General features: G+C 62.0%; 25 protein-coding genes. 9 read left to right on the top strand and 16 right to left on the bottom strand.

All coding sequences use genetic code 11. From position 1 onward, the window contains the following. Positions 1-22: 22 nt before the first annotated feature. The 5 genes from NKH02_RS05730 (at position 23) to NKH02_RS05710 (ending at position 4,123) form a co-directional block, all read left to right on the top strand. Entirely contained in the window at positions 23-871 is an 849-nt protein-coding gene (locus NKH02_RS05730) for a DUF1194 domain-containing protein (RefSeq protein ID WP_352877035.1), read from the top strand. A 156-nt stretch (positions 872-1,027) separates the two neighbouring features. Next, positions 1,028-1,372, top strand: a complete 345-nt coding sequence (locus NKH02_RS05725; RefSeq protein WP_352867463.1) for a peptidase inhibitor family I36 protein — start codon at positions 1,028-1,030, stop codon at positions 1,370-1,372. Positions 1,373-1,534: 162 nt separating this feature from the next. Further along, on the top strand, positions 1,535-2,485 hold the full coding sequence (locus NKH02_RS05720; RefSeq protein ID WP_352877032.1) for an ABC transporter substrate-binding protein: 951 nt from the start codon (positions 1,535-1,537) through the stop codon (positions 2,483-2,485). 85 nt (positions 2,486-2,570) lie between these two features. Beyond that, positions 2,571-3,344, top strand: a complete 774-nt coding sequence (locus NKH02_RS05715) for an ABC transporter permease (protein ID WP_352877029.1) — start codon at positions 2,571-2,573, stop codon at positions 3,342-3,344. Next, positions 3,341-4,123 carry an ABC transporter ATP-binding protein gene (locus tag NKH02_RS05710; RefSeq protein ID WP_352877028.1) on the top strand — a complete coding sequence of 261 codons (783 nt, stop codon included), beginning with the start codon at positions 3,341-3,343 and terminating at the stop codon, positions 4,121-4,123. Before NKH02_RS05715 ends, NKH02_RS05710 begins: the two co-directional genes overlap by 4 nt. 10 nt (positions 4,124-4,133) lie before the next feature. On the opposite strand, the gene NKH02_RS05705 is transcribed toward NKH02_RS05710, so the two are convergent. The 4 genes from NKH02_RS05705 to NKH02_RS05690 all read right to left on the bottom strand — a co-directional run bounded on the left by NKH02_RS05705 (position 4,134) and on the right by NKH02_RS05690 (position 6,260). After that, positions 4,134-4,391, bottom strand: coding sequence for a type II toxin -antitoxin system TacA 1-like antitoxin (locus NKH02_RS05705; protein WP_352877025.1), 258 nt, complete (start codon positions 4,389-4,391; stop codon positions 4,134-4,136). After that, positions 4,319-5,257 carry a GlxA family transcriptional regulator gene (locus NKH02_RS05700; protein WP_352867678.1) on the bottom strand — a complete coding sequence of 313 codons (939 nt, stop codon included), beginning with the start codon at positions 5,255-5,257 and terminating at the stop codon, positions 4,319-4,321. The genes NKH02_RS05705 and NKH02_RS05700 overlap by 73 nt, the downstream gene beginning before the upstream one ends. 344 nt (positions 5,258-5,601) lie before the next feature. After that, entirely contained in the window at positions 5,602-5,736 is a 135-nt protein-coding gene (locus tag NKH02_RS05695) for a hypothetical protein (RefSeq protein WP_013531161.1), read from the bottom strand. Between the two features lie 353 nt (positions 5,737-6,089). After that, positions 6,090-6,260, bottom strand: coding sequence for a hypothetical protein (locus NKH02_RS05690; RefSeq protein WP_352877024.1), 171 nt, complete (start codon positions 6,258-6,260; stop codon positions 6,090-6,092). Between the two features lie 226 nt (positions 6,261-6,486). Here NKH02_RS05690 and NKH02_RS05685 point away from each other — a divergent pair, with 226 nt between their 5' ends. Next, on the top strand, positions 6,487-7,386 hold the full coding sequence (locus tag NKH02_RS05685) for a LysR substrate-binding domain-containing protein (protein ID WP_013531163.1): 900 nt from the start codon (positions 6,487-6,489) through the stop codon (positions 7,384-7,386). A gap of 34 nt (positions 7,387-7,420) precedes the next feature. Here the strand turns inward: NKH02_RS05685 and NKH02_RS05680 are convergent, their stop codons facing one another. The 10 genes from NKH02_RS05680 to NKH02_RS05635 all read right to left on the bottom strand — a co-directional run bounded on the left by NKH02_RS05680 (position 7,421) and on the right by NKH02_RS05635 (position 16,255). Beyond that, entirely contained in the window at positions 7,421-8,374 is a 954-nt protein-coding gene (locus tag NKH02_RS05680; RefSeq protein ID WP_352877022.1) for an alpha/beta hydrolase, read from the bottom strand. 234 nt (positions 8,375-8,608) lie between these two features. Further along, positions 8,609-8,794 (bottom strand): hypothetical protein, encoded by a 186-nt coding sequence (locus NKH02_RS05675; protein ID WP_352877021.1) that lies wholly within the window; start codon positions 8,792-8,794, stop codon positions 8,609-8,611. A gap of 186 nt (positions 8,795-8,980) precedes the next feature. Beyond that, positions 8,981-11,071: an ASKHA domain-containing protein gene (locus tag NKH02_RS05670; protein WP_352877019.1), complete on the bottom strand. Its 2,091-nt coding sequence runs from the start codon at positions 11,069-11,071 to the stop codon at positions 8,981-8,983. Between the two features lie 7 nt (positions 11,072-11,078). Further along, complete coding sequence (locus NKH02_RS05665) at positions 11,079-11,429, bottom strand: hypothetical protein (protein ID WP_352877018.1); 351 nt, start codon at positions 11,427-11,429, stop codon at positions 11,079-11,081. A 21-nt stretch (positions 11,430-11,450) separates the two neighbouring features. Continuing rightward, positions 11,451-12,425, bottom strand: a complete 975-nt coding sequence (locus NKH02_RS05660) for a methyltetrahydrofolate cobalamin methyltransferase (RefSeq protein WP_352660579.1) — start codon at positions 12,423-12,425, stop codon at positions 11,451-11,453. An 81-nt stretch (positions 12,426-12,506) separates the two neighbouring features. Then, the gene (locus NKH02_RS05655) at positions 12,507-13,598 is read right to left on the bottom strand and encodes a methylenetetrahydrofolate reductase (RefSeq protein ID WP_352867487.1); all 1,092 of its coding nucleotides are present in this window, start codon (positions 13,596-13,598) and stop codon (positions 12,507-12,509) included. Beyond that, positions 13,595-14,206, bottom strand: coding sequence for a methylenetetrahydrofolate reductase C-terminal domain-containing protein (locus NKH02_RS05650; protein ID WP_352867490.1), 612 nt, complete (start codon positions 14,204-14,206; stop codon positions 13,595-13,597). The genes NKH02_RS05655 and NKH02_RS05650 overlap by 4 nt, the downstream gene beginning before the upstream one ends. Next, positions 14,199-14,501 (bottom strand): virulence factor, encoded by a 303-nt coding sequence (locus NKH02_RS05645; protein WP_027034742.1) that lies wholly within the window; start codon positions 14,499-14,501, stop codon positions 14,199-14,201. Before NKH02_RS05645 ends, NKH02_RS05650 begins: the two co-directional genes overlap by 8 nt. Positions 14,502-14,805: 304 nt before the next feature. After that, positions 14,806-15,585 carry a formyl transferase gene (locus NKH02_RS05640; RefSeq protein WP_352877016.1) on the bottom strand — a complete coding sequence of 260 codons (780 nt, stop codon included), beginning with the start codon at positions 15,583-15,585 and terminating at the stop codon, positions 14,806-14,808. Positions 15,586-15,679: 94 nt separating this feature from the next. Further along, on the bottom strand, positions 15,680-16,255 hold the full coding sequence (locus NKH02_RS05635; protein ID WP_352877013.1) for a DUF4893 domain-containing protein: 576 nt from the start codon (positions 16,253-16,255) through the stop codon (positions 15,680-15,682). 114 nt (positions 16,256-16,369) lie between these two features. On the opposite strand from NKH02_RS05635, the gene NKH02_RS05630 reads away from it, so the two are divergent. Then, positions 16,370-17,281, top strand: a complete 912-nt coding sequence (locus NKH02_RS05630; RefSeq protein WP_352877011.1) for an NAD-dependent epimerase/dehydratase family protein — start codon at positions 16,370-16,372, stop codon at positions 17,279-17,281. On the opposite strand, the gene NKH02_RS05625 is transcribed toward NKH02_RS05630, so the two are convergent. Next, positions 17,278-17,910, bottom strand: coding sequence for a DUF1638 domain-containing protein (locus NKH02_RS05625; RefSeq protein WP_352877009.1), 633 nt, complete (start codon positions 17,908-17,910; stop codon positions 17,278-17,280). The two genes, NKH02_RS05630 and NKH02_RS05625, sit on opposite strands and share 4 nt — an antisense overlap. 63 nt (positions 17,911-17,973) lie before the next feature. Between NKH02_RS05625 and NKH02_RS34520 the strand changes: the two genes are divergently transcribed. Next, positions 17,974-18,114, top strand: a complete 141-nt coding sequence (locus NKH02_RS34520; RefSeq protein WP_502910928.1) for an EncA/B family entericidin — start codon at positions 17,974-17,976, stop codon at positions 18,112-18,114. Positions 18,115-18,203: 89 nt separating this feature from the next. Here the strand turns inward: NKH02_RS34520 and NKH02_RS05615 are convergent, their stop codons facing one another. Then, positions 18,204-18,902 carry a cobalamin B12-binding domain-containing protein gene (locus NKH02_RS05615; RefSeq protein WP_126069400.1) on the bottom strand — a complete coding sequence of 233 codons (699 nt, stop codon included), beginning with the start codon at positions 18,900-18,902 and terminating at the stop codon, positions 18,204-18,206. Between the two features lie 275 nt (positions 18,903-19,177). Here NKH02_RS05615 and NKH02_RS05610 point away from each other — a divergent pair, with 275 nt between their 5' ends. Then, positions 19,178-20,752 carry a trimethylamine methyltransferase family protein gene (locus NKH02_RS05610; RefSeq protein WP_352867503.1) on the top strand — a complete coding sequence of 525 codons (1,575 nt, stop codon included), beginning with the start codon at positions 19,178-19,180 and terminating at the stop codon, positions 20,750-20,752. The last annotated feature ends 60 nt before the right edge of the window (positions 20,753-20,812 follow it).

The following is a 20,812-nucleotide window of genomic DNA, read 5'->3' as shown; positions in this document are numbered from 1 at the left end:
TGTTTTCGCTTACCCTTGGGGAATGTCTGCTTTTGCCCGCGCAAGACATTTCCGTTCAGGCTGCGCCGCGTTCGCGCTGGTGCTCTTGCTGACGCCAATATCCGCCGCAGATGAGCCGGTCGATGTCGAGCTGGTGCTGGCCGTCGATGTTTCGCTGTCGATGTCGCCGGACGAGCTCGAGATCCAGCGTCATGGCTACGCAGCGGCGCTGACGCACGACAATGTGCTGCAGGCCATTGCCGATGGCGCCCATGGCAAGATCGCGGTCACCTATGTCGAATGGGCCGGCACCAACTGGCAGCGCGTCATCGTGCCGTGGACTGTGATCGCCAGCCGCGCTGACGCGGAGCGGGTGGTTGCGCAATTATCCGCGCGGCCGCCCAACAGTGCACGGCGCACCTCGATCTCCGGCGCGCTGGAATTCGGCAACGACCTGTTCGCCGAGAGTGGCTACCAGGGGACCAAGCGGGTGATCGACATTTCAGGCGACGGTCCCAACAACCAGGGCGCGCCGGTCAACCTCACCCGCGATGGGCTGGTCAAGCAAGGGATCGTCATCAACGGCCTGCCGCTGATGACCCGAGGCGGCTTCACAGGCGCCTACGATGTCAACAATCTCGATCGCTATTACAGCGACTGCGTAATCGGCGGCCCCGGAGCGTTCATGATCCCGGTCAACGACTGGACGCAGTTTCCCGAAGCCATCCGCCGCAAGCTGGTGCTGGAACTTGCCGGTCCGGCCTCGCAGCAATGGGCGGCGGAAGAAGCCGCGCATCCGCCGGTGGTCCCGGCGCAGGCGGAACCCGTCACCGACTGCCTGGTCGGTGAGAGAATGTGGCGCAACCGCAGCTGGATGTTCGACAGCCGCTAAAGCTCTTTTCAGTTTGAGCATGATCTTTTTCCGACAACCGGTTCCACTTTTCGGGATCATGCTTCAGGCTTGCCACGCCGGCCGAAGCATTGGCAAATTGGCCGGACCGCGCTATCCAGCCGGAGGGACCCGCGGTCGAAACGGAGGAAACATAAGATGAAACGTCTAGCCATCCTAACTGCTGTCGCGTCCCTGCTTTTTGCCGACGGCGCCAGCGCCCAATACAACGACGAGCCCGCCTGCATGATGTTCGAGCATGCGAATTTTCGCGGGCGGTCCATCGGTATGGGGTCCGACGATTCCGTGAACTTTCGCGGCGGCCAGTTCTGGAACGACCGTGTCTCGTCTGTGATCGTTCGCCGCGGCTGCACGCTCGTTGCCTATGAGGATTCCCGGATGGGGGGCCGTTCGATCGAGATCCGGCGCAGAATCCGCGATTTCGGCGGCAGCGACTGGAACGACCGCATCTCCTCGGCGGAGTGCTATTGCGACGGCTACTGAAGGCTATTTGGATTTCGGGCAGCCCGCCCCGTTTCGGGGATGGGCCGCCGATAGAGTTGACTACAGCCGCCGGCTCGGCGGTTGCCTCACCAAGCTGTTCATTGACAAGCCGATTGGCGTCTGTGAGACAGTTTCCTCAGCGAAAACAAAAGGGGAACTGACATGACTAGGATCGCCGTTATCGCCGCAACATTGACGCTTGCCGCCGGTTTGTCCGCACCGGCGATGGCCGCCACCTCGGTTACCATCGGCATCAGCGGCTGGACCGGCTTCGCGCCGCTGACGCTTGCCAAGCAGGCAGGCATCTTCGAGAAGCACGGTCTGGATGTGACCTTGAAGAAGGTGCCGCAGGCGAGCCGGCCGCTCGCCATCGCCAGCGGCGACCTGCAATGCGCCGCCACCACGGTCGAGACCTGGCTGGTGTGGAACGCCAGCGGGGTTACTACAAAGCAGATATTCCAGCTCGACAAATCCTATGGCGCCGACGGCATCGTCGCGCGCAACGACATCAAGACCGTCGCCGACCTCAAGGGCAAGACTGTCGCGTCCTCGGCGCCGGGCACGTCTCCCTATTTCATGCTTGCCTGGGTTTTGAACAAGAACGGCATGTCGACCAAGGATGTGACCGTCGTCAATCTGGAGCCGGATGCGGCGGCGCAAGCCTTCCTCGCCGGGCAGAACGATGCGGCGGTGACCTATGAGCCGTTCATTTCGGCGGTGCGCGACAAGTCCGACCAGGGCCACATCCTGGCAACCACGCTCGACTACCCGATGGTGCTGGACACGGTCGGCTGTACGCCCGAATTCCTCAAAGCCAATCCGGATGCCGCCAAGGCGCTGGCCGACAGCTATTTCGACGCGCTCGACCTGATCAAGAGTGATCCGCAGAAATCCTATGAGACCATGGGCGCCGACGTGAAGCAGTCGGCCAAGGAGTTCGAGGATTCGGCGAAATACCTGAAATGGGCCGACAGGGCGGAGAACAAGCAGTTCTTCACCAAGGAATTCCAGGATTTTTCCAAGACCGCCGGCGAGCTTCTGCTGCAGATGGGGCTGATCAAGGAAGCGCCCGACGTCGCCGCGCTGGCCGACACCAGCGCGTTGTCGAACTGACGGTGCTGCCTTTGACCAGCATGCGGCGGCGCCTGGCGCCGTCGCCTTCTCGTGGACAAGTGACGAAGATGGGGACGATTTGACGATGCGCCCCTTGCATCCAGTCTCGCCGGGCATCCGAACCGTGCTCGGCATTTCCTTCTTCGTGCTGTTCGTCGCCTTCTGGGCGTGGATCACGCTCGGCGGCCACGTCAACCGCATCTTCCTCGCGGATCCGCTGTCGATGCTGAAGGATGGCTGGCGGCTGCTGGTCGAGGACCGTTTCTGGCTCGACATACTGATCACCATCTGGCGGGTTTTCGGCGGCTTCCTGCTGGCGTCGGTCGTCGCGGTGCCGATCGGCATTGCGATGGGCGCCTGGAAGCCGGTGGAGGCGTTTTTGGAGCCGTTCGTCTCCTTCGCCCGCTACCTGCCGGCCTCGGCCTTCATTCCGCTGCTCATCCTGTGGGCCGGCATCGGCGAGCTGGAAAAACTGCTCGTCATCTTCGTCGGCTCGGTGTTCCAGATCATCCTGATCGTCGCGGTCAAAGTCGGCAGCACACGACGTGAACTGGTCGAGGCGGCCTATACGCTGGGCTCAACCAACAACGGCATCGTCAAACGGGTGATCATGCCGGCCAATGCGCCCGAGATCGCCGAGACGTTGCGGCTGGTGCTCGGCTGGGCCTGGACCTACGTCATCGTCGCCGAGCTGATCGGCTCGTCCTCCGGCATCGGCTACATGATCATCAACAGCCAGTCGCGGCTGGCGACAGGGCAGATCATCTTCGGCATCATCGTCATCGGGCTGATCGGGCTGTTGTCCGACTTCGCCTTCAAGGCATTCAACCGCTGGCTCTTTCCGTGGAGCCTGGCGTGAGCAAGCTTCTCATCGAGGGCGTCTCGCGCACTTTTGCCGGCGTGAGCGGCGGAGAGCCGGTCAAGGCGTTGATGCCGATCGACCTTGCGGTCGCCGCCAACGACTTCATCACCATCCTCGGGCCATCCGGATGCGGGAAGTCGACATTGCTGCGGATCGTCGCCGGCCTGGAAGCGCCAAGCGAAGGCCGCGTGCTGCTCGACGGCAATGCGGTGACCCGGCCGGGTCCGGACCGCGGCATGGTCTTCCAGTCCTACACGCTGTTTCCCTGGCTGACGGTCGCCGAAAACATCGCCTTCGGCCTGCGCGAACGCGGCTTGCCTGAAAAGGAGCGGGATGGGATCGTCGCCTCCTATGTCGACCTTGTCGGGCTGAAGGGGTTCGAGAACCATTGGCCGAAGCAGCTCTCCGGCGGCATGCAACAGCGCACGGCGATCGCACGGGCGCTGGCCAACGATCCCGAGATACTCTTGCTGGATGAGCCGTTCGGCGCGCTCGACAACCAGACCCGCGGTCTGATGCAGGAACTGCTGCTCGGCATCTGGGAACGCCGCAAGAAGACGGTGCTGTTCGTCACCCATGACATCGAGGAGGCGATCTTCATGGCCTCGCGCGTAATCGTGATGACGGCGCGGCCCGGCCGCATCAAGTCGGATGTCGCCATCGACCTGCCGCATCCGCGCCACTACACGCTGAAGACCAGCCCGGAATTCTCGGTGCTGAAGGCGCGGCTGACCGAGGATATTCGGGTCGAGGCGATGCGCACGGCGCAGGTGTAGTTCGCCTGGCTCACACTGGATCGCGATCAGAAAAGATGCTCGGCTCGCTCAACAGGCGTTTCAGGCGTGAAAGGTCACGCGTCGAGGCATCCAGAGCCGCCATAAACGCAGCCCATTTCTTCGCGTCGAGGTGAAAGCTGCGCCGGTCGGCCAGGTTTTCAGATCGGGTCGTTCTCTTACTCACCTGACACCTGATCAGGCCGCCAGCAACTGCTTGCGGTCGACGCGTTCCTGCTGCGGCGAGCGGGCGTAGAGTTCGCGGTAGCATTTCGAGAAATGCGAGGCCGAGACGAAGCCGCAGGCGACCGCCACCTCGACCACCGGCATCGACGACTGGATCAGGAGATGCCGGGCGCGGTCGAGCCGGATTTCGAGATAATAGCGGGCAGGGGAGCGGCCCATCTCGGTGCGGAACAGCCGCTCGATCTGACGGCGCGACAGGTCGACATGGTCGGCGATCTCGATCAGCGACAGCGGCTCGGAAAGATTACCTTCCATCAGTTCGATGATGGTCAGCACTTTCGAGTTCTGGACGCCGAGGCGGGCGCGCAGCGGCAGGCGCTGGCGGTCGGTGGGGCTGCGCACGCGGTCGGTCAGCACCTGCTCGCAGACGCGGTTGACGAGGTTCTCGTCAAAGTCGTCGCCGATCAGCTTCAGCATCATGTCGAGTGCCGCTGTGCCGCCGGCGCAGGTATAGATGTTCTGGTCGATCTCGAACAGGTCGGCAAAGACATTGGCCTTCGGGAACGCCTCGGAAAAGCCTGGCAGGTTCTCCCAGTGGATGGCACAGCGCTTGTTGGACAATAGGCCGGCGGCGGCGAGGATATGCGCGCCGGTGCACAGGCCGCCGACGGCGACGCCGCGATTGTATTCCTCGCGTAACCAGGCGAAGGCCGACTTGTTATGATAGCGCTCGACATCGATGCCGCTGCAGACGATGGCCATGTTCGGCCGGTCGGGGCCTGCCATCTTCTTGCGCTCATCCTCCAGCGAGGTGTTGACCGCGCATTCGACCCCGTTCGAGGCGCGCACCGGCTTGCCGTCGATGCTGGCGAGACGCCAGCGATAGGCCTCGTAGCCGAGCATGCGGTTGGCCGAGCGCAGGGGATCGAGCGCGGTCGCAAAAGCGATCATGGTGAAATCGGGAACAAGGAAGAATACAAACGATCGCTTGATCGGATGCTTTACGGCGTTCAAGGGAGCCTCACTCAGCCATGGCGCGAACAGGATGTCGCGAATAGCATAGCGACATCAGGAAAAACCATGTCTGTCAATCGGCTACACCGCCCGGACAAGATTAAATTTGCGACATGGGTCGCAAATGGGCAATCGGCGTGCAGCGAGCCCCGGAAGTGGCATCCCGCTGGTCAAAGGACAGGCAGCGTGCGGCCGGCGGCAGAACAAAAACGCCGCTCTGGCTGGAGCCAGGCGGCGTTACAGTTTTAAAGCAGCGGCAGGGATGCGCTGCCTTGAAATCTTCAGGCGACGAAACCGAGGCGCGCCGCGTTCATGGCGCCGGTCTGGCCGGGCATGGTGTTGGCAAGGCGCTGGCGCTCGAGAGCGGTGGTCAGGTTCATTTCGCGGCGGGCGAAGAGGCGTGCAAAAAGCTTCATGATCATCTCCATTTGTTGCTCAGACGGGTCGCCTTCGCTTGATGGAGTGGGGCAGCTCGTTTGCTGGCGCTGATATAGGCTTGTGTAAGCAAAAACTAAATCGCAAATGCGAAGCGCTTGATATGAAATGCGACACCGATTGCGATAAATTTGGGCAAGATGCCCGAAATTTACCATTGTTTACAATGAACTAATTAGAAACAGAAGCTGCTATGCGGCTTTCTCATATGCGTCATGCGCGAGCGACATGGCTCCGAAACTCATTTGAATACAAATAAAATAGAGAAGGCCTGCCGGGCGGGTTGCGCGGCAGGCCTTCAGCACATGGTACACACGATCTACTTTGCTCCAGCTCATGATCCGACGCCATTGCGAGTACCGGTCTTGGTGTCGGAAGCTTCAGGCCAGCCGATATCCTTCTGCAGTTCGATCGGCAGGGAGCGGATGGCGCGTTCGGTCTGGTAGCGGGCACGGGCCGCGCTGAATTCGGTCGCGATGCGACCAAGAGACGACAGGATAGACATTTCACTCTCCTTTGGCGGCTGGCGGCTGGCGGGTGCCAGACAGCGAGTTGGTTACGTCGGGTCTGTTTCAACTTCATTTCGTGCCGAATGCAGGTCTGTGTCGTGGTGGTCATGGCCGCTCATGGCAGCTACCTGCTTCGATGGAGTTGACTATCTTCTCAATCTGATGTTCAATCAAACGAAATGGAATGATGTTTTGCATCAGAAAAATTGAAGGTCGGTTCCCATGAACGCCCCGCTCAATCATCCACTGCCATTGCTCGATCTCGACGTTTTGCGCACTTTCGTGGCGATTGCCGAGACCGGCAGCTTCACCACTGCCGCCAATGCGGTCTTCCGCACGCCGTCGGCCGTTTCCATGCAGATCAAGAAGCTGGAGGACATCCTTGGCCGCTCGGTGTTCGCGCGCGATGCCCGCTCGGTGTCGCTGACCACGGACGGTGAAATGCTGCTCGGCTATGCCCGCCGGCTGCTGTCGATCAACCGCGAGGTGGTGTCGAAGTTCATCATTCCCGAGATTGTCGGTGTGGTGCGGCTCGGTTCGCCGGACGACTACGGCGAGCGTGTGCTGCCGCATGTGCTGAAGCGCTTCGCGCAGTCGCATCCGTCGATCGCCGTCGACGTCACCATCGACCAGAGCAGCAATCTGCGCCGGCGAATGGACGACCGCGCGCTCGACATCACGCTGCTCACCAATTCCTACAAGACCAGCGCGCTCGGCGCCGAGGTGCTGCTCACAGAGCCGATCGTCTGGGCCGGCGCCAAGGGCGGCTGCGCGCATCTGCGCGAGCCCTTGCCGGTATCGCTGTGGGAAGAGGGCTGCGCCTGGCGCGCCGGAGCGCTTGATGCGCTTGGCCGCGAAGGCCGCAACTACCGCATCGCCTATATGAGCGCGCACACGGCCGGCCAGCGCGCCGCGATCATGTCCGATCTCGCAGTGGCGCCACTGCCGAAGTCGTTCCTCGGCAACGACATGGTCGAACTCTGCCCGAAGGACGGCATGCCCGACATCGGCACCTACAATCTGGCGATGGTGGTGGCACCGGATGCCAGCGCGCCGGTGAAGGCCGTTGCCGACCACATCCGCGCGACCTTCGAAGTGTTCCGGGAAACCGGCAAGTTCTGATCCGCCAGCAGCGCCGGGTCCAAGGAGAAAAGCGCTATTGCGCCGCCTCGGCGGAGGGCGCCTCGAACCTTGTTTCCGTATCTTGCCTGACCGGCAAGCGGCTCTCGCTGAGAAACGCGACGATGTGTTGGCGGGCGCGGCGTGCTTCCGGCATATCGATCAACGGCCAGACGTGGAACATGCCTTCCTCATAGACGACATCGACTTCGATGCCGGCGGCACGCGCTTTCTCGGCGAAGATAAGATTGTCGGGACTGAGCAGGTCGTGCGAGCCGGTCAGGAGCAGCGTTTTCGGCAGCACCGACAGATCGCCATAGACCGGGCTGATATGCCAGTCGCTGCGGTCGATGCCGGCGCTGTACATCCGGATCGCTTCCAGGCCGCCGGGAATGCCGAGCCACGGGTCGTTGCGTTCGGCCTCGAACAGCTTTGGATTGGAGAGCGACATATCGAGGCCCGGTGAAATCAGCACATGCCGCGACGGCGGCGGCAAGCCCTTTTCGGCAGCCATCATGGTCAGCACCACGGCCATATTGCCGCCTGCGGAATCGCCCATGAAGACGATGTCTTCGGCCTCCGTCTCGTCGAGCATCTGACGGTAGACGTCGCCGACCATGCCGAACATGGCATGGAAGTCGTGTTCGGGGGCGATGGGATAGATCGGTACCGTGATGCCGTAGCCCAGCCGATCGGCCATGTCGGCAATCAGATGCCAATGATAGGGCGTGATTTCAAAGACATAGGCGCCGCCGTGCAGATACAAAATCCGCTTCTGCTCGCCGGCCCTGGGGGCGATTTCATAGACGGGGAAGCCATCGACCGTATGCATCCCGATGTCGAGACGCTGATGCAATGAGGCAGGCGGCTGGTGGTTCTCGGTCTTGCGCGCGGCAACGATCCAGCGCTGCAGGTTCTCCGGGCTGGCAAACGCCTGCTTGCGGCTGTGCCTGAGGACAAACGACACCACGTGGCTTTTCAAACTTGGCATACACGGATACACGAACTTCGGCTAAAGCCGACTAAGAGAACCCCGCTATCTCCGAAGATCGTGCCGTGGCGGAAAATGTCAAGATTTGCGCTGTGTCTACACGGTGGTGTGATCCGCGCCGCAGTGGTCAGCGGCGCGGCAGAAGTGCGGCACGCAGCCGGTTGCCGGTGGTCGCCGGGGACATGCGATATCCCCGGCGCATGCCAAGCAATTTGCATTTGCCGGCGAAGGTCATCAGCGCGGCGTACCCAGAAGCAGCGAGGTAAGCGCGGCTTGCGGATCGTTCAGTGGCGATGCCGGCCAACCAATATCCTTCTGGACATGCGCCGGCAGGCTGTTCAGCGCGCGGATCGCCTTGTTCCTGGCGTGGGTCGGCCTGATGGTCACACCGAAGCGACCGAGATTTCCGAACATCGACATTTTCATCTCCCTTGAAGAACGGCAGCGGCCGAGGATTATCTTCGGCCGCCGTTCGATGCCCGGGTAAATGCACCTGCCATGTATCGGATGGATTTCGCGAAAACAGTGTTTCGGTTTCCGGATCTGGCGATCCGGAAACATTTGCATACAAATGAGTTTGGAAGGCGGCGGTCTGGGCGCGTCCGCTTATTCCCGCCCGCGCCTTGCCGCGTGGCCTTCGCGCGAGCGCCGGCGCGGCGCGGCGTCGCCGGCAACGCCATCCTCGCTGACCGTCTTGCGCGGCGGCAGTTTCACCGCCGCGGACAGTTTCGGGAACGGATCGACCTTGTTGGGCAGCGCCATGGCGTAGACGAAATGCTCCTGGAATTTCGGTTCGAGCGCCGTCTCGATCTTCTCGATCTTGCTGACCGTGTCCTCGATCTCGCGGCGATAGCCGCGATTGAGCAGCGCCATGCGCGCGCCGGCGCCGGCGGCGTTGCCGACCGCCGAAACCTTGTCGAGGTCGCAGTCCGGGATCAGGCCCAGCACCATGGCGTATTTCGGATCGATGAAGGAGCCGAAGGCGCCGGCGAAATGGATGCGGTCGACATGGTCGGTGTTCTGCTTTTCCATCAGCAGCTTGGTGCCGGCATAAAGCGCCGCCTTGGCGAGCTGAATGGCGCGGACGTCGGTCTGGGTGATGGTGATCTTCGGCCCATCTTCCTTCAATACGGCGGAGCCTTCCTTCAGCACGTAGGAGAAGGTGCGGCCGTTGGCGGTGATACGCGGCGAGCGAGCCGAAAGTCCCCCGTCGATAACGCCGTCCTCGGAAATGATGCCGGCGAGATACATCTCGGCCACCACTTCGATGATGCCGGAGCCGCAGATGCCGGTGACGCCGGTCGCCTGGACGCTGTCGAGGAAGCCGGGCTCGTCGGACCACAGCTCCGAGCCGATGACGCGGTACTTCGGCTCAAGCGTGTCGGGATCGATGCGCACGCGCTCGATGGCGCCGGGTGCTGCGCGCTGGCCGCCGGATATTTCAGCGCCCTCGAAGGCCGGGCCGGTCGGAGAAGAAGCAGCCACGACCCGCGCACGGTTGCCGAGCACGATCTCGGCATTGGTGCCGACATCGACGATCAGCATCATCTCGTCCTGGCGGTGCGGGCCTTCCGACAGCGTGACGGCCGCCGCATCGGCGCCGACGTGGCCGGCTATACAAGGCAGCATGTAGAGCCTGGCGCCCTGGTTTAGCTTCAGGCCGATATCGGATGCCTTGATGTGAACCGCACCCGAAACGGCCAGCGCGAAGGGAGCGCCGCCAAGCTCGGTCGGATCGATGCCGAGGAACAGATGGTGCATGATCGGATTGCCCACGAAGACGGAATCCAGGATGTCGTTGCGCTGCACATTGCCTTCGGCGCAGACCTTGTCGACCAGACCCGAGATCGCCTCACGCACGGCGACCGTCATGCCTTCGCGGCCGTCCGGGTTCATCATCACATAGGAGACACGGCTCATCAGATCCTCGCCGAAGCGGATCTGCGGGTTCGACGTGCCGGACGAAGCGGCGACGCGGCCAGACAGCAGCGACACCAGATGCATGGCGATGGTGGTCGAGCCGATGTCGCAGGCGAGGCCATAGGCTTCGTTCTTCAGGCCGGGCCACAGCGCCACGACACGCGCGGTCTCGCTGTCGGCATCCTTGTGGATGGCGGCGGTGGCGGTCCAGTTGCCCTTGCGCAGGATGCCTTGCACCTGCGGCAGCAGATAGAAATCGAAATCGAGGCTTTTCAGGCCCCAGTCGTGCATCAGCGCGATCTTCAGGCGGTCGAGGTCGCCAAGCGGCTTGTGCATGTCGGGTTCTTCGATCTCGACATAGCACATGCGGATCGCTGAATCGCGGGCGATCACCCTGGTATCGGCATCCTTGCGGATGGTCTGCGCATTGATGACGGTGTCCTGCGGCACGTCGATGACGAGGTCGCCGAGGATTTGCGCCGAGCAGGAGAGGCGGCGCCGTTCGGGCAGGCCGCGGACGCGCTCATAGCGCTCTTCCTTGGCACCCTTGGGCGTGATGTGGTCGTTGGAGGAAACGATCTTGTGCTTGGCGAAATTGCCTTCCTGCACCTCGATCTGACAGCGTCCGCACGTGGCGCGACCGCCGCAGACGCTTTCGACATAGACGCCGAGCTGGCGCGCGGCATCGAGCACCGGTGTGCCGACAGGAAACCGCCCGCGCTTGCCCGACGGCATGAACAGCACGAGCGGGTCTGTGATGTTTGCAGGTGAGTTCATTTTTTCATTACTCGACGAAGCCGGCACTGGGAAAAGATTTCACATATGCAAGGCTTGCCAGAAAGGAGGCGATGAGTGGCAAGGGGTACCACCGCAGCCAAAATATGGAGAAATTTTCCAGTCTCTGCCGGTCCAACATGCTTGCAGGAGTTGTGCTCAGCAACAAGGGTACGACAATCAGCGCGATCATTATCAAGCACGTCGCGTAGATACACAGATCAAAATACCGCAGGTATTCATGACTCTTGTAGCCGAATGCATAGGCGCCAGCCAGAACCATGAATACAGCACAAAAAGCTACCCGCAGACCTATCTTCCAGTCTGGCATTCCAAGTTTTTTTCGATCTTGATCAGTCAAGAAAACTTTGTCCTCGCGCGTTTATCCTCGACCCATGCGGGCTTCACGGCCACCACGACGACGGCCACCATTGTTGGCGCCTTCGCCCGGCCCATTGACTTGCGTCGGGGCGGCAACTGCCTGGCCGCCTTCGGTCGGCTTGTAGTCCTTGTAGGTCCTGATCCAGTTGGTGCAGTTCTCGTCGGTGCCGTTCAGCACGTTGGCGCCGCGCACGGCTTCCATTTCCTGCGGGCGCACCGGGTTCATGATGGCCGATGTCATGCCGGCACCGATCACCATCGGGATGAAGGCGGCGTTGATGCCGTGGCGATGCGGCAGGCCGAAGGAGATGTTGGACAGGCCGCAGGTGGTGTTGACCTTGAGCTCTTCACGCAGGCGGCGCAGCAGCGCGAACACCTGGCGGCCGGCATCGCCCAGCGCGCCGATGGGCATGACCAGCGGGTCGACGACAACGTCATGCGCCGGAATGCCGAAATCGGCGCAACGCTGCACGATCTTCTTGGCAACGGCGAAGCGCACGTCCGGATCCATCGAAATGCCGGTCTCGTCGTTGGAGATGGCAACGACGGGCACATTGTATTTCTTGACCAGCGGCAGGATGGCTTCGAGCTTTTCTTCCTCGCCGGTGACGGAGTTGACCAGCGGGCGGCCCTTGGCGACCTTGAGCGCGGCTTCGATCGCGGCGGTGACCGACGAGTCGATCGACAGCGGCAGGTCGACCAGCCCTTGCACGATCTCCAGCGTCTGCACCAAAAGGCCAGGTTCGGTCTCGTTCGGGTTGACCGAGGTGACACCGGCATTGACGTCGAGCATGGTGGCGCCACAGGCTGCCTGCTCGAGCGCGTCCCTGATGACGGTCTCGAAATTGCCCGCGATCATCTCGGCGGCCAGCTTCTTGCGGCCTGTCGGATTGATGCGTTCACCAATCACGCAGAACGGCTGGTCGAAGCCGATGATGATTTCTCGGGTCGCCGAGGCGACGATGGTACGGGTCATGAATTCTTCTCCGCCATGATATAAAGATTTCTTTATATCGTTGTTTGTTTTCGTTCAAGCGAATGGGGGCCTTCCGCGCCGTCAGTGCGCGGTCTTCACCATGTCCACCTGCGTTTCGGTAATGTCGTCGTGCAATATGCTTTCGAGCCGGTCGGCAACCATCTGGTCGTCACGACGGATCTCGCGTTTCCATGGCTGGCGGCCCTTCAGCACGCCCGATTCATCGACGATCTCGGCGACGTATTCCTCCTGCCGGTAGGCCATCACATGGACGCCGGAAACGCCTGATATTTCCTTCACCTCGTTGATGATGTCGATGCAGAGCTGCTTGCCTTCCTTCTTCTGGTCCTGGGCGCCTTCCAGCCGCTTGATGACCGAATCGGGGATATGGATGCCCGGCACGTTGGAGCGGATCCACTTGGCCGTCTTGGCCGAGGCGAGCGGGCCGACGCCAACCAGGATGAAGCATTTTTCGGTGTAACCTAGATCGCGCACCTTCTGCATGTAGGTGCGGAACATCGGCACGTCGAAGCAATACTGGCTCTGCACGAATTGCGCGCCGGCGGCGATCTTCTTGCCCAGCCGATGCGGGCGGAAGTCGATCGGCGGCGCGAACGGGTTGATCGCAGCACCCAGGAAAAGCTGCGGCGGCGTCGTCAGCTTGCGGCCGGACAGGAACTTGCCGTTGTCGCGCATGATGCGGCAGGTCTCGAGCAGCGACATGCAGTCGAGGTCGAACACCGGCTTGGCGCCGGGCTGGTCGCCGGCCTGCACGCCGTCGCCGGTGAGGCACAGCATGTTGGCGACGCCCATAGCGGCACCGCCCAGCACGTCGCCCTGGATGGCGATGCGGTTCTTGTCGCGGCAGGCGATCTGCATGATCGGCGCGTAGCCCATGCGGGTGAGCAGTGCGCAGATGCCGACCGAAGACATGTGGCAGTTGGCGCCCGACGCATCGACGGCGTTGATGGCGTCGACCCACCCGTCGAAGATTTTTGCGCGATTATAGACGTCCTCCGGATCGGCGCTGTCGGGCGGATTGAGCTCCGTCGTCACCGCGAACTCGCCGCGCCGAAGCACGCGCTCCAGTCGGCCGCGCGAGGTGTGGCCGGGCAGGGGCTCGAGCGGCAGGTGGATGCCGGCCGGGTTCTCGTCGCGCTGGCGTCCGATCATGCCGATGCCCCGGTGTTCGCCGCGCCATTCTTGGCGGCAGCGGCGGCTTCGCGCGCGGCGGCGGCCTGCGCGGTCACCCGCAGCCAGGCCGAGGTTTCGCGCAGAGACTGGTCGACCGGCTTCTGTACCGTCAGGATCTTGTCGCCGTGAACCATGTTCTGCGAGCCTTCCCAAGCCTTGACCCAGACGCAGGGCATGTCGGGCTCGACCTCGCAATTGCCGTTGGCGCGGACGCCGCCGCAAGGGCCGTTGCGCAGCTGCTTGGGGCAGTTCATCGGGCACGACATCCCGGTCGACGACAATATGCACTGACCGCACATGCGGCAGTCGAACATGAAGCCCTTGACGCGCTTCTCGACGAATTTGATCGGCCCTTCGACACGGCCGTAGCCGATGCCCTTCCACAAGGGATGGAGGAGCAGGAACATGTCGGCGAATTTGGCGTAGAACCATTCGAGCAATCGCGAATGCCTGATCGACCACAGCCGAACCGCGAAGGAACGCTGCACGCGCCGCTGCGGCGACACGTCGGCCGGCTTGTAGTCGGATTTCGGCGCTGCCTTCTTGACCAAAGTGGCCTGGGTAACCGCCGGGGTGGTGTCAGACATTTTCTTTGCCGCCCGCCTTGACCAGAGCGACCAGCCGCTCGCGGTCGTATTTGGTGTCGATGTCGTTGAACGCCTTCTCGACCTCGGCTTCGAGGTCGTCGCCGACCGGAATGGGATCGGCCTTGCGCCATTCGGCCAGATAATCGTCGGTGCCGCCGGCGCCGGTGCGCATGGCGCACATGTCGATCGCCTCGGTGAAGCGCAGCGGCAGTTCGCGCTTGGCGTTCTGCCGACCCTTCTTGACGATGATCTGGGCAGGGATGTCGCGCCAGTAGACGACGATCAGATCGGCCATGAATTCTCACTCCCGTAGAGCGCCCTGTGTCCACTTGGACGCACAAAGGACGCTCTACCACTTCAATCTGCTGCATCGAGCTTTCCGAAGATCGATTCCGATTTTCGGGCCGATGCAGTGTCGGAGCATTGCCGGAAGCGCGGTGGGGCCGCTTGTTATGGGACGACGCGCGCGCATTCAAAAGCGACGCATTTGGATGTCGTAAAATGAAAGGTGGGTTTATTCGTTTGCGGCGCGAGCCGGCGGCAGGTTCGACGCGTCGGAAAAGCCGGCGCGCGGCATGCGGATCCGGGAGAAGGAGGCGCTACCAGATGCCGGTTCTGAGGCCAGTCCAGAGGTAGAACCAGATCGTTGGGTGATACCATTGTTGCGACGGCAGGCCCGGGTCGATGGTGGTGAGTTTTCCGGCCAGCGCGTCGCTGACTGCCTCGACGCAGATGTCGCGCGAGAACGCGGCCTGACGAAGCGCGTAACTGGAGATGGTGTCGCCGCGTTTCGGCCGCCCGTGCACCTGTTTCAGCACGCCGCCCGTGTCGACGCCGGCATCGACCAGATGCACGGTGGTGCCGAAATTCTGCGGATCGCCTGAAGTCAGCGCCCAGTAGCCGCCATTCATGCCGCGGTATTTCGGCGTGATGCCGGCGTGATAGTTGAGCACCGGGCACGGCATCCGGGCCAACATGTCCTTCGACAACAGTCTGCAGCCGTTAAGCAGGACAACGCCAGGCCGGATCTTCTCGATCGCCTCGAGGCACTCCGGCCCATTGGCGGAAGCAACATGGATGATTTCCTGGCCTCGCCGCGGCTCGACCTCCAGCTTTTCTTCGGCAATAAGCTGGGCGGCGTGGCTGGCGAGAAGCCGTTTGCCGAGTCTGCTGAGCACCATCGTGCCAAGTTGGCTCACGGCGGAGATCCAACCCTGACGGCGAGCCCGACCACGAAGCAATTGCCTTTTGGATTCAGGCGTTTCGAGGACGACGCTGACAGGGCCGACGCGGTCGGTGATCGCGTTGACGACAGCCCAGACATGCTGGCCTCCTCCGGTGACGACCACGATCCGCGTACTGGATTCCGATGCTGCCATGGATCTTGCCCCCTCCAAGCAACCCGTTCTCGACAATGGGCGGGATGCTAAGGCGTTCGGGTTAATCCTTGGTGATCAACTCTTCGATACACGGTCAGCGTTTGAACTCGATGATGTCGAGCTTCGATTCATAGTAGGGCGCCGGGAATTCGATGCGCCATTCCTTGGCGCTGTTGCGGAAGGCATAGCCGATCTGGTCGGTTTGCGGGCCGCTGCCATAGGGTTTTGCCGGATCGCTGTTGACATAGAAGGAGCCGAGATAGATCGCACGTTTCTCGCCATCGTCGAAGAAACGGCCCTTGGTGCGCTGTGAGCCGCTGATCTTTTCCAGCCGCCAGCCCGAACCGTCATCGATCACCTTGCACTTGAACCAGCCATAGATGACGAGCGGCAAAGATCCGCCGGCCTTGATGGTGCGGCACTGCCAGTTGCCGGTCAGATCCTTGTCGGAGAAGGCCACCAGCGGCTTCGCCAGCAAGGCGTCGAGTTGTCTAACCTCGGCGGGGTCGCCCGCTTTCGCCTCGGCGAGCGCCGCCTTGCGGGTCTCGCCATATTTGTCAAGTCGCGCCTTGTCGGCGGCGGTGATGAGTTTCTGTATCTCGCCATCGGCAAGGGCGGGAAGAGTGCAGCAGAGCAAGCCGACAAGGGCGAACAGCGGGCGATGGGTCATAGGAAGCCTCCGGTTGAAGTCTGGCGCAGCGCCGGCTGGTGCATAACTTATCGGGTCGTTGGCGCCTGTCATCCGTGCTTAACAGCGTCACGGTCAAAAATCATGGTGTGACGAATGCGAATCTTGCTCACGGGATCGTCGGGTTGGCTGGGCAGCGCGCTGACGCCGCGGCTGCGCGCGCTTGGGCACGATGTCACCGGGCTCGATCCGGTGCCATCGGCGGAAACGCGGATGATCGGCTCGATCGCCGACCGCGACCTTGTCATGCGGACGGTCAGGGACAACCAGATCGACGCGATCATTCACAGCGGCGCGCTGCACAAGCCCAACATAGAGAGCCGCGCCAACAGCGATTTCGTCGCCACCAATGTGCAAGGCACGCTCAACCTGCTCGATGCGGCGGTGGCGGCCGGCGTGCAGCGCTTCATTTTCACCTCGACGACCTCGCTGATGATTTCGCAAGCGATACGCGACGGGTTCAGCGGTGGCGCGCGCAAGGCGGCATGGCTGACGGAGGCAATGTCGGCCGAGCCACGCAACATCTATGGCGTCACCAAGCTTTCGGCCGAGCATCTCTGCCGCCTCTATCACATCCAGCACGGGCTGCCGGTGGTGGTGCTGCGCACGGCCCGCTTCTTTCCCGAAGCCGACGACATGGCGCATGGGATCGAGCAGTCGGACGCCAACACCAAGGCCAACGAATTGTTGTTTCGCCGGTTGACGGTGGAGGACGCGGCCGATGCCCACATCCTTGCCCTGGAAAAGGCGCCACAGCTCGGCTTTGATATTTTCATCGTATCGGCGCCAACGCCATTTCGACCGGAAGACTGCACTGAGCTAATCGCCGATGCGCCATCCGTCGTCGCGCGCTATTTTCCGGATTTTCCGGCCCTTTACGCGCGAAAAGGCTGGACGATGTTTTCCTCCATCGACCGGGTCTACGATGCGTCGCGGGCGAGGGACAGGCTGGGTTTCGTCTGCAAGACGAGCTTTGCCGATGTGCTAACGGAACTGCGGGCGGCCTAGCCGATGACGGCGGCGGCCTGCGCCATTCCGGCCGTCAGGTCGCCATAGCCGGTGGCGCGGCGTTCGTAAACGAGACCGAGCATCTTTGCGGCCTTTTCGGCGACCTTGTCGAGATCGGGATCATCGGTCTGGGCGAGATAGATCAGCTTCTCGTAGTTGCCGAAATAGTCCTTGATCAACTCGGGGTGCTTGTCGAGGCCGAGAGGCTTCATGAAGAAGGCGTCGAACTGCCGGCACAGGAAGTCGGTCATGTAGAAGGACATCATGTCGTCGTCGGCGATCTTCGCGTAGGCATCTATGCCTTGATAGAAAGCGAAGCAATGCGGGCCGGCCATGCGCTCGACGCCGTGCTTCTCGCAGATGCGGTCGAGCAGGCCGCCGGTGCCGCAATCGGCATAGCCGACGAAGATGTTGGTGTAGCCTTCCGCTCTGGCCTTTTCGATCGCTTTGTCCATGGCCGGGGCGATGCGGTCCGGATAGAAATGGAATTCCGCAGGCAGGCAGGTCAGGTCGAGGTGATCCAGTCCGAGCTGTTCCTTGACGGCCAGAACTTCGCGCGCAATCATCCCACAGGCGATAACGAGCAGCCTGTCGTCTTGATTCGGTTTCGTTTTTTGCGTCTTGGCCATGGAACCAGTCGAGCGGCCTTCGTTGTTGTGGCGCTAATTTATCTGTTGAGGGAGACACCGTTCATGAAACTGCTACGCATCACGCCGATTGCCATCCTGGCTTGCGCCTTGACCCTTGCGGCTTGCGCGAACACCGTCCGTGGCGTCGGCAAGGACGTCAAATCGACGGCCAAGGCAGTCGAGGACACCGTTACCAAGCCCTGATCCACACACAGCCTTCCTCATCATCTGGGGACAAAAAAGCCGCGCTGCAAGGCGCGGCTTTTTTCATGGGGCATTTCGGGCCGGCCGGCTCAGGCCGAAGCGCGAACGTTGTGCTTGCGCTTCATGTAATCCTTGGCGGTCTCGACCGCCACCGCCGCGTCGCGGCAATAGGCATCGGCGCCGACGGCCTTGCCGAATTCCTCGTTCAGCGGCGCGCCGCCGACCAGCACGACATAGTCGTCGCGGATGCCCTTTTCCTTCATCGTATCGATGACGACCTTCATATAGGGCATGGTCGTGGTCAGCAGTGCCGACATGCCGATGATGTCGGGCTGGTGCTGCTCGATGGCATCGAGATATTTCTCGACCGCATTGTTGATGCCGAGGTCGATGACGTCAAAGCCCGCGCCCTCCATCATCATGCCGACGAGGTTCTTGCCGATGTCGTGGATGTCGCCCTTGACGGTGCCGATGACCATCTTGCCCTGCTTGGGCGCGCCGGTGGCGGCGAGCAGCGGACGCAGGATGAACATGCCGGCCTTCATCGCATTGGCCGACAGCAGCACTTCCGGCACGAACAGGATGCCGTCGCGAAAATCCTCGCCGACGATGCGCATACCCTCGACCAGCGCCTCGGTGAGCACCTTGTAAGGCACCCAGCCGCGCTCGAGCAGGATGTTGGTGCCTTCCTCGATTTCTTCCTTCAGCCCGTCATAGAGATCGTCGTGCATCTGCTGCACCAACTCGTCGTCGGAAAGTTCGGAAAGGATGATCTCGTCGTCGGACATTTGTATCGAGCTCCTGCCGGCATCGCGACCATGTCGCAAAGCACAAAATATTCACGGTCATTCCTAACCCGCTAGGGGCATGTATCCATAGCTGATTTGCGACTTCCCGCAAAAGGAAAGCGACCGCAACTCTCTTGGAATTCTTGTCGATTTTGCGACAGGCGTTGGCGCTGGCGGGCCGTTTCGAATAGGGTGCATGGCTACGATCTGGCAAGAAGCGGCGAGAGGCAGCCGCTATGGATTCCAGACAAGAACAGATTCAGGGAAGAACCACCATGAGCGAACACGCGGCAGTCGATCAGGAAGCGTCAAACGCGCGACGTGGGCGCGGCGCCAGCGGCGGAGCCGCTGCCCGGCGGGCAGCACGTTCGGGCGGTGGCCCGGGCACGCAGCTCACCTATATCAAGCGCAAGATCAACGTCTATGAGGTGCTGGACGAGGAAGGCCTGGCGCTGATCGAGAAAAACACCGACACGGTGCTCGAGGAGATCGGCATCATCTTCCGTGATGACGCGGAAGCGCTGCAGCTGTGGAAAGAGGCCGGCGCCGACGTCAAGGGCGAGCGCGTGCACTTTCCGAAGGGGCTCTGCCGTTCGCTGCTCAAGACCGCGCCATCCGTCTACACCCAGCATGCCCGCAATTCCGAGCGCTCGGTGCAGATCGGCGGCAATGCCACGGTCTTCGCGCCTGTCTACGGTCCGCCCTTCGTGCGCGACCTCGACGGCGTCAGGCGCTATGCGACGATCGAGGATTTCCGGAATTTCGTGAAGCTCGCCTATATGGCGCCGTCGATCCACCATTCGGGCGGCACGGTCTGTGAGCCGGTCGATGTGCCGGTCAACAAGCGCCATCTCGACATGATCTACAGCCACATCAAATATTCCGACAAGCCGTTCATGGGCTCGGTGACCGCGCCGGAGCGTGCCGAAGACACCGTCGCCATGGCCAAGATCGTGTTCGGCGACGATTTCGTCGAAAACAACACGGTGCTGACCAGCCTGATCAACGCCAACTCGCCGATGGTGTTCGACGAGACTATGCTCGGCGCGCTGAAAGTCTATGCGCGCCACAACCAGGCCTGCATCGTCACGCCGTTCATCCTTGCCGGCGCGATGAGCCCGGTGACGGTGGCCGGCACGCTGACGCAGGTTCTGGCCGAGGTGCTGGCCGGCGCTTCGTTCACGCAGCTGATCCGGCCGGGCGCGCCGGTGCTGTTCGGCACCTTCGCCTCGTCCATCTCGATGCAGTCGGGCGCGCCAACCTTCGGCACGCCGGAGCCGTCGCTGGTTTCCTATGGCGCCGCACAGCTGGCGCGCCGCCTCGGCCTGCCGTTCCGTACCGGCGGCTCGCTCTGCGCGTCCAAGGTCCCGGATGCTCAAGCGGCCTATGAAAGCGCCAACACGCTGAACTCGACCATCCTGGCCGGCACCAATTTCGTGCTGCATTCGGCCGGCTGGCTCGAGGGCGGGCTGGCGTCCTGCTACGAAAAATTCATGATGGACATCGACCAGCTCGGCATGACGCAGAAATTCTCCGAGGGGGTCGATCTATCGGAAAACGGCCAGGCGATGGATGCCATACGCCAGGTCGGTCCGGGCAGCCACTATCTCGGCTGCGACCACACCCAGGCGAATTTCCAGACCGCTTTCTACCGCTCCAACATCGCCGACAACAATTCCTACGAGCAGTGGCTGGCCGAAGGCGAGAAGACCGCGCCGCAGCGCGCCAACGAGCTTGCCCGCCGCTGGCTGGAGAGCTACGAGGCGCCGCATCTCGATCCGAGCATCGACGAGGCCTTGAAGGACTTCATCGCCAGGAAGAAGGGGTCGATGCCCGACGCCTTCACTTGAAAGGAGCCCGAGTCAGGCGGGGCTAAAGTCGCCAGCATCATCCACAAGGAAGTCTGGCGG

Source organism: Mesorhizobium sp. M1396, assembly GCF_040317725.1.
Lineage (GTDB): Bacteria > Pseudomonadota > Alphaproteobacteria > Rhizobiales > Rhizobiaceae > Mesorhizobium.
Note: the sequence above shows the minus strand (reverse complement) of the source record. Positions and strands in the feature narration are given on the sequence as shown.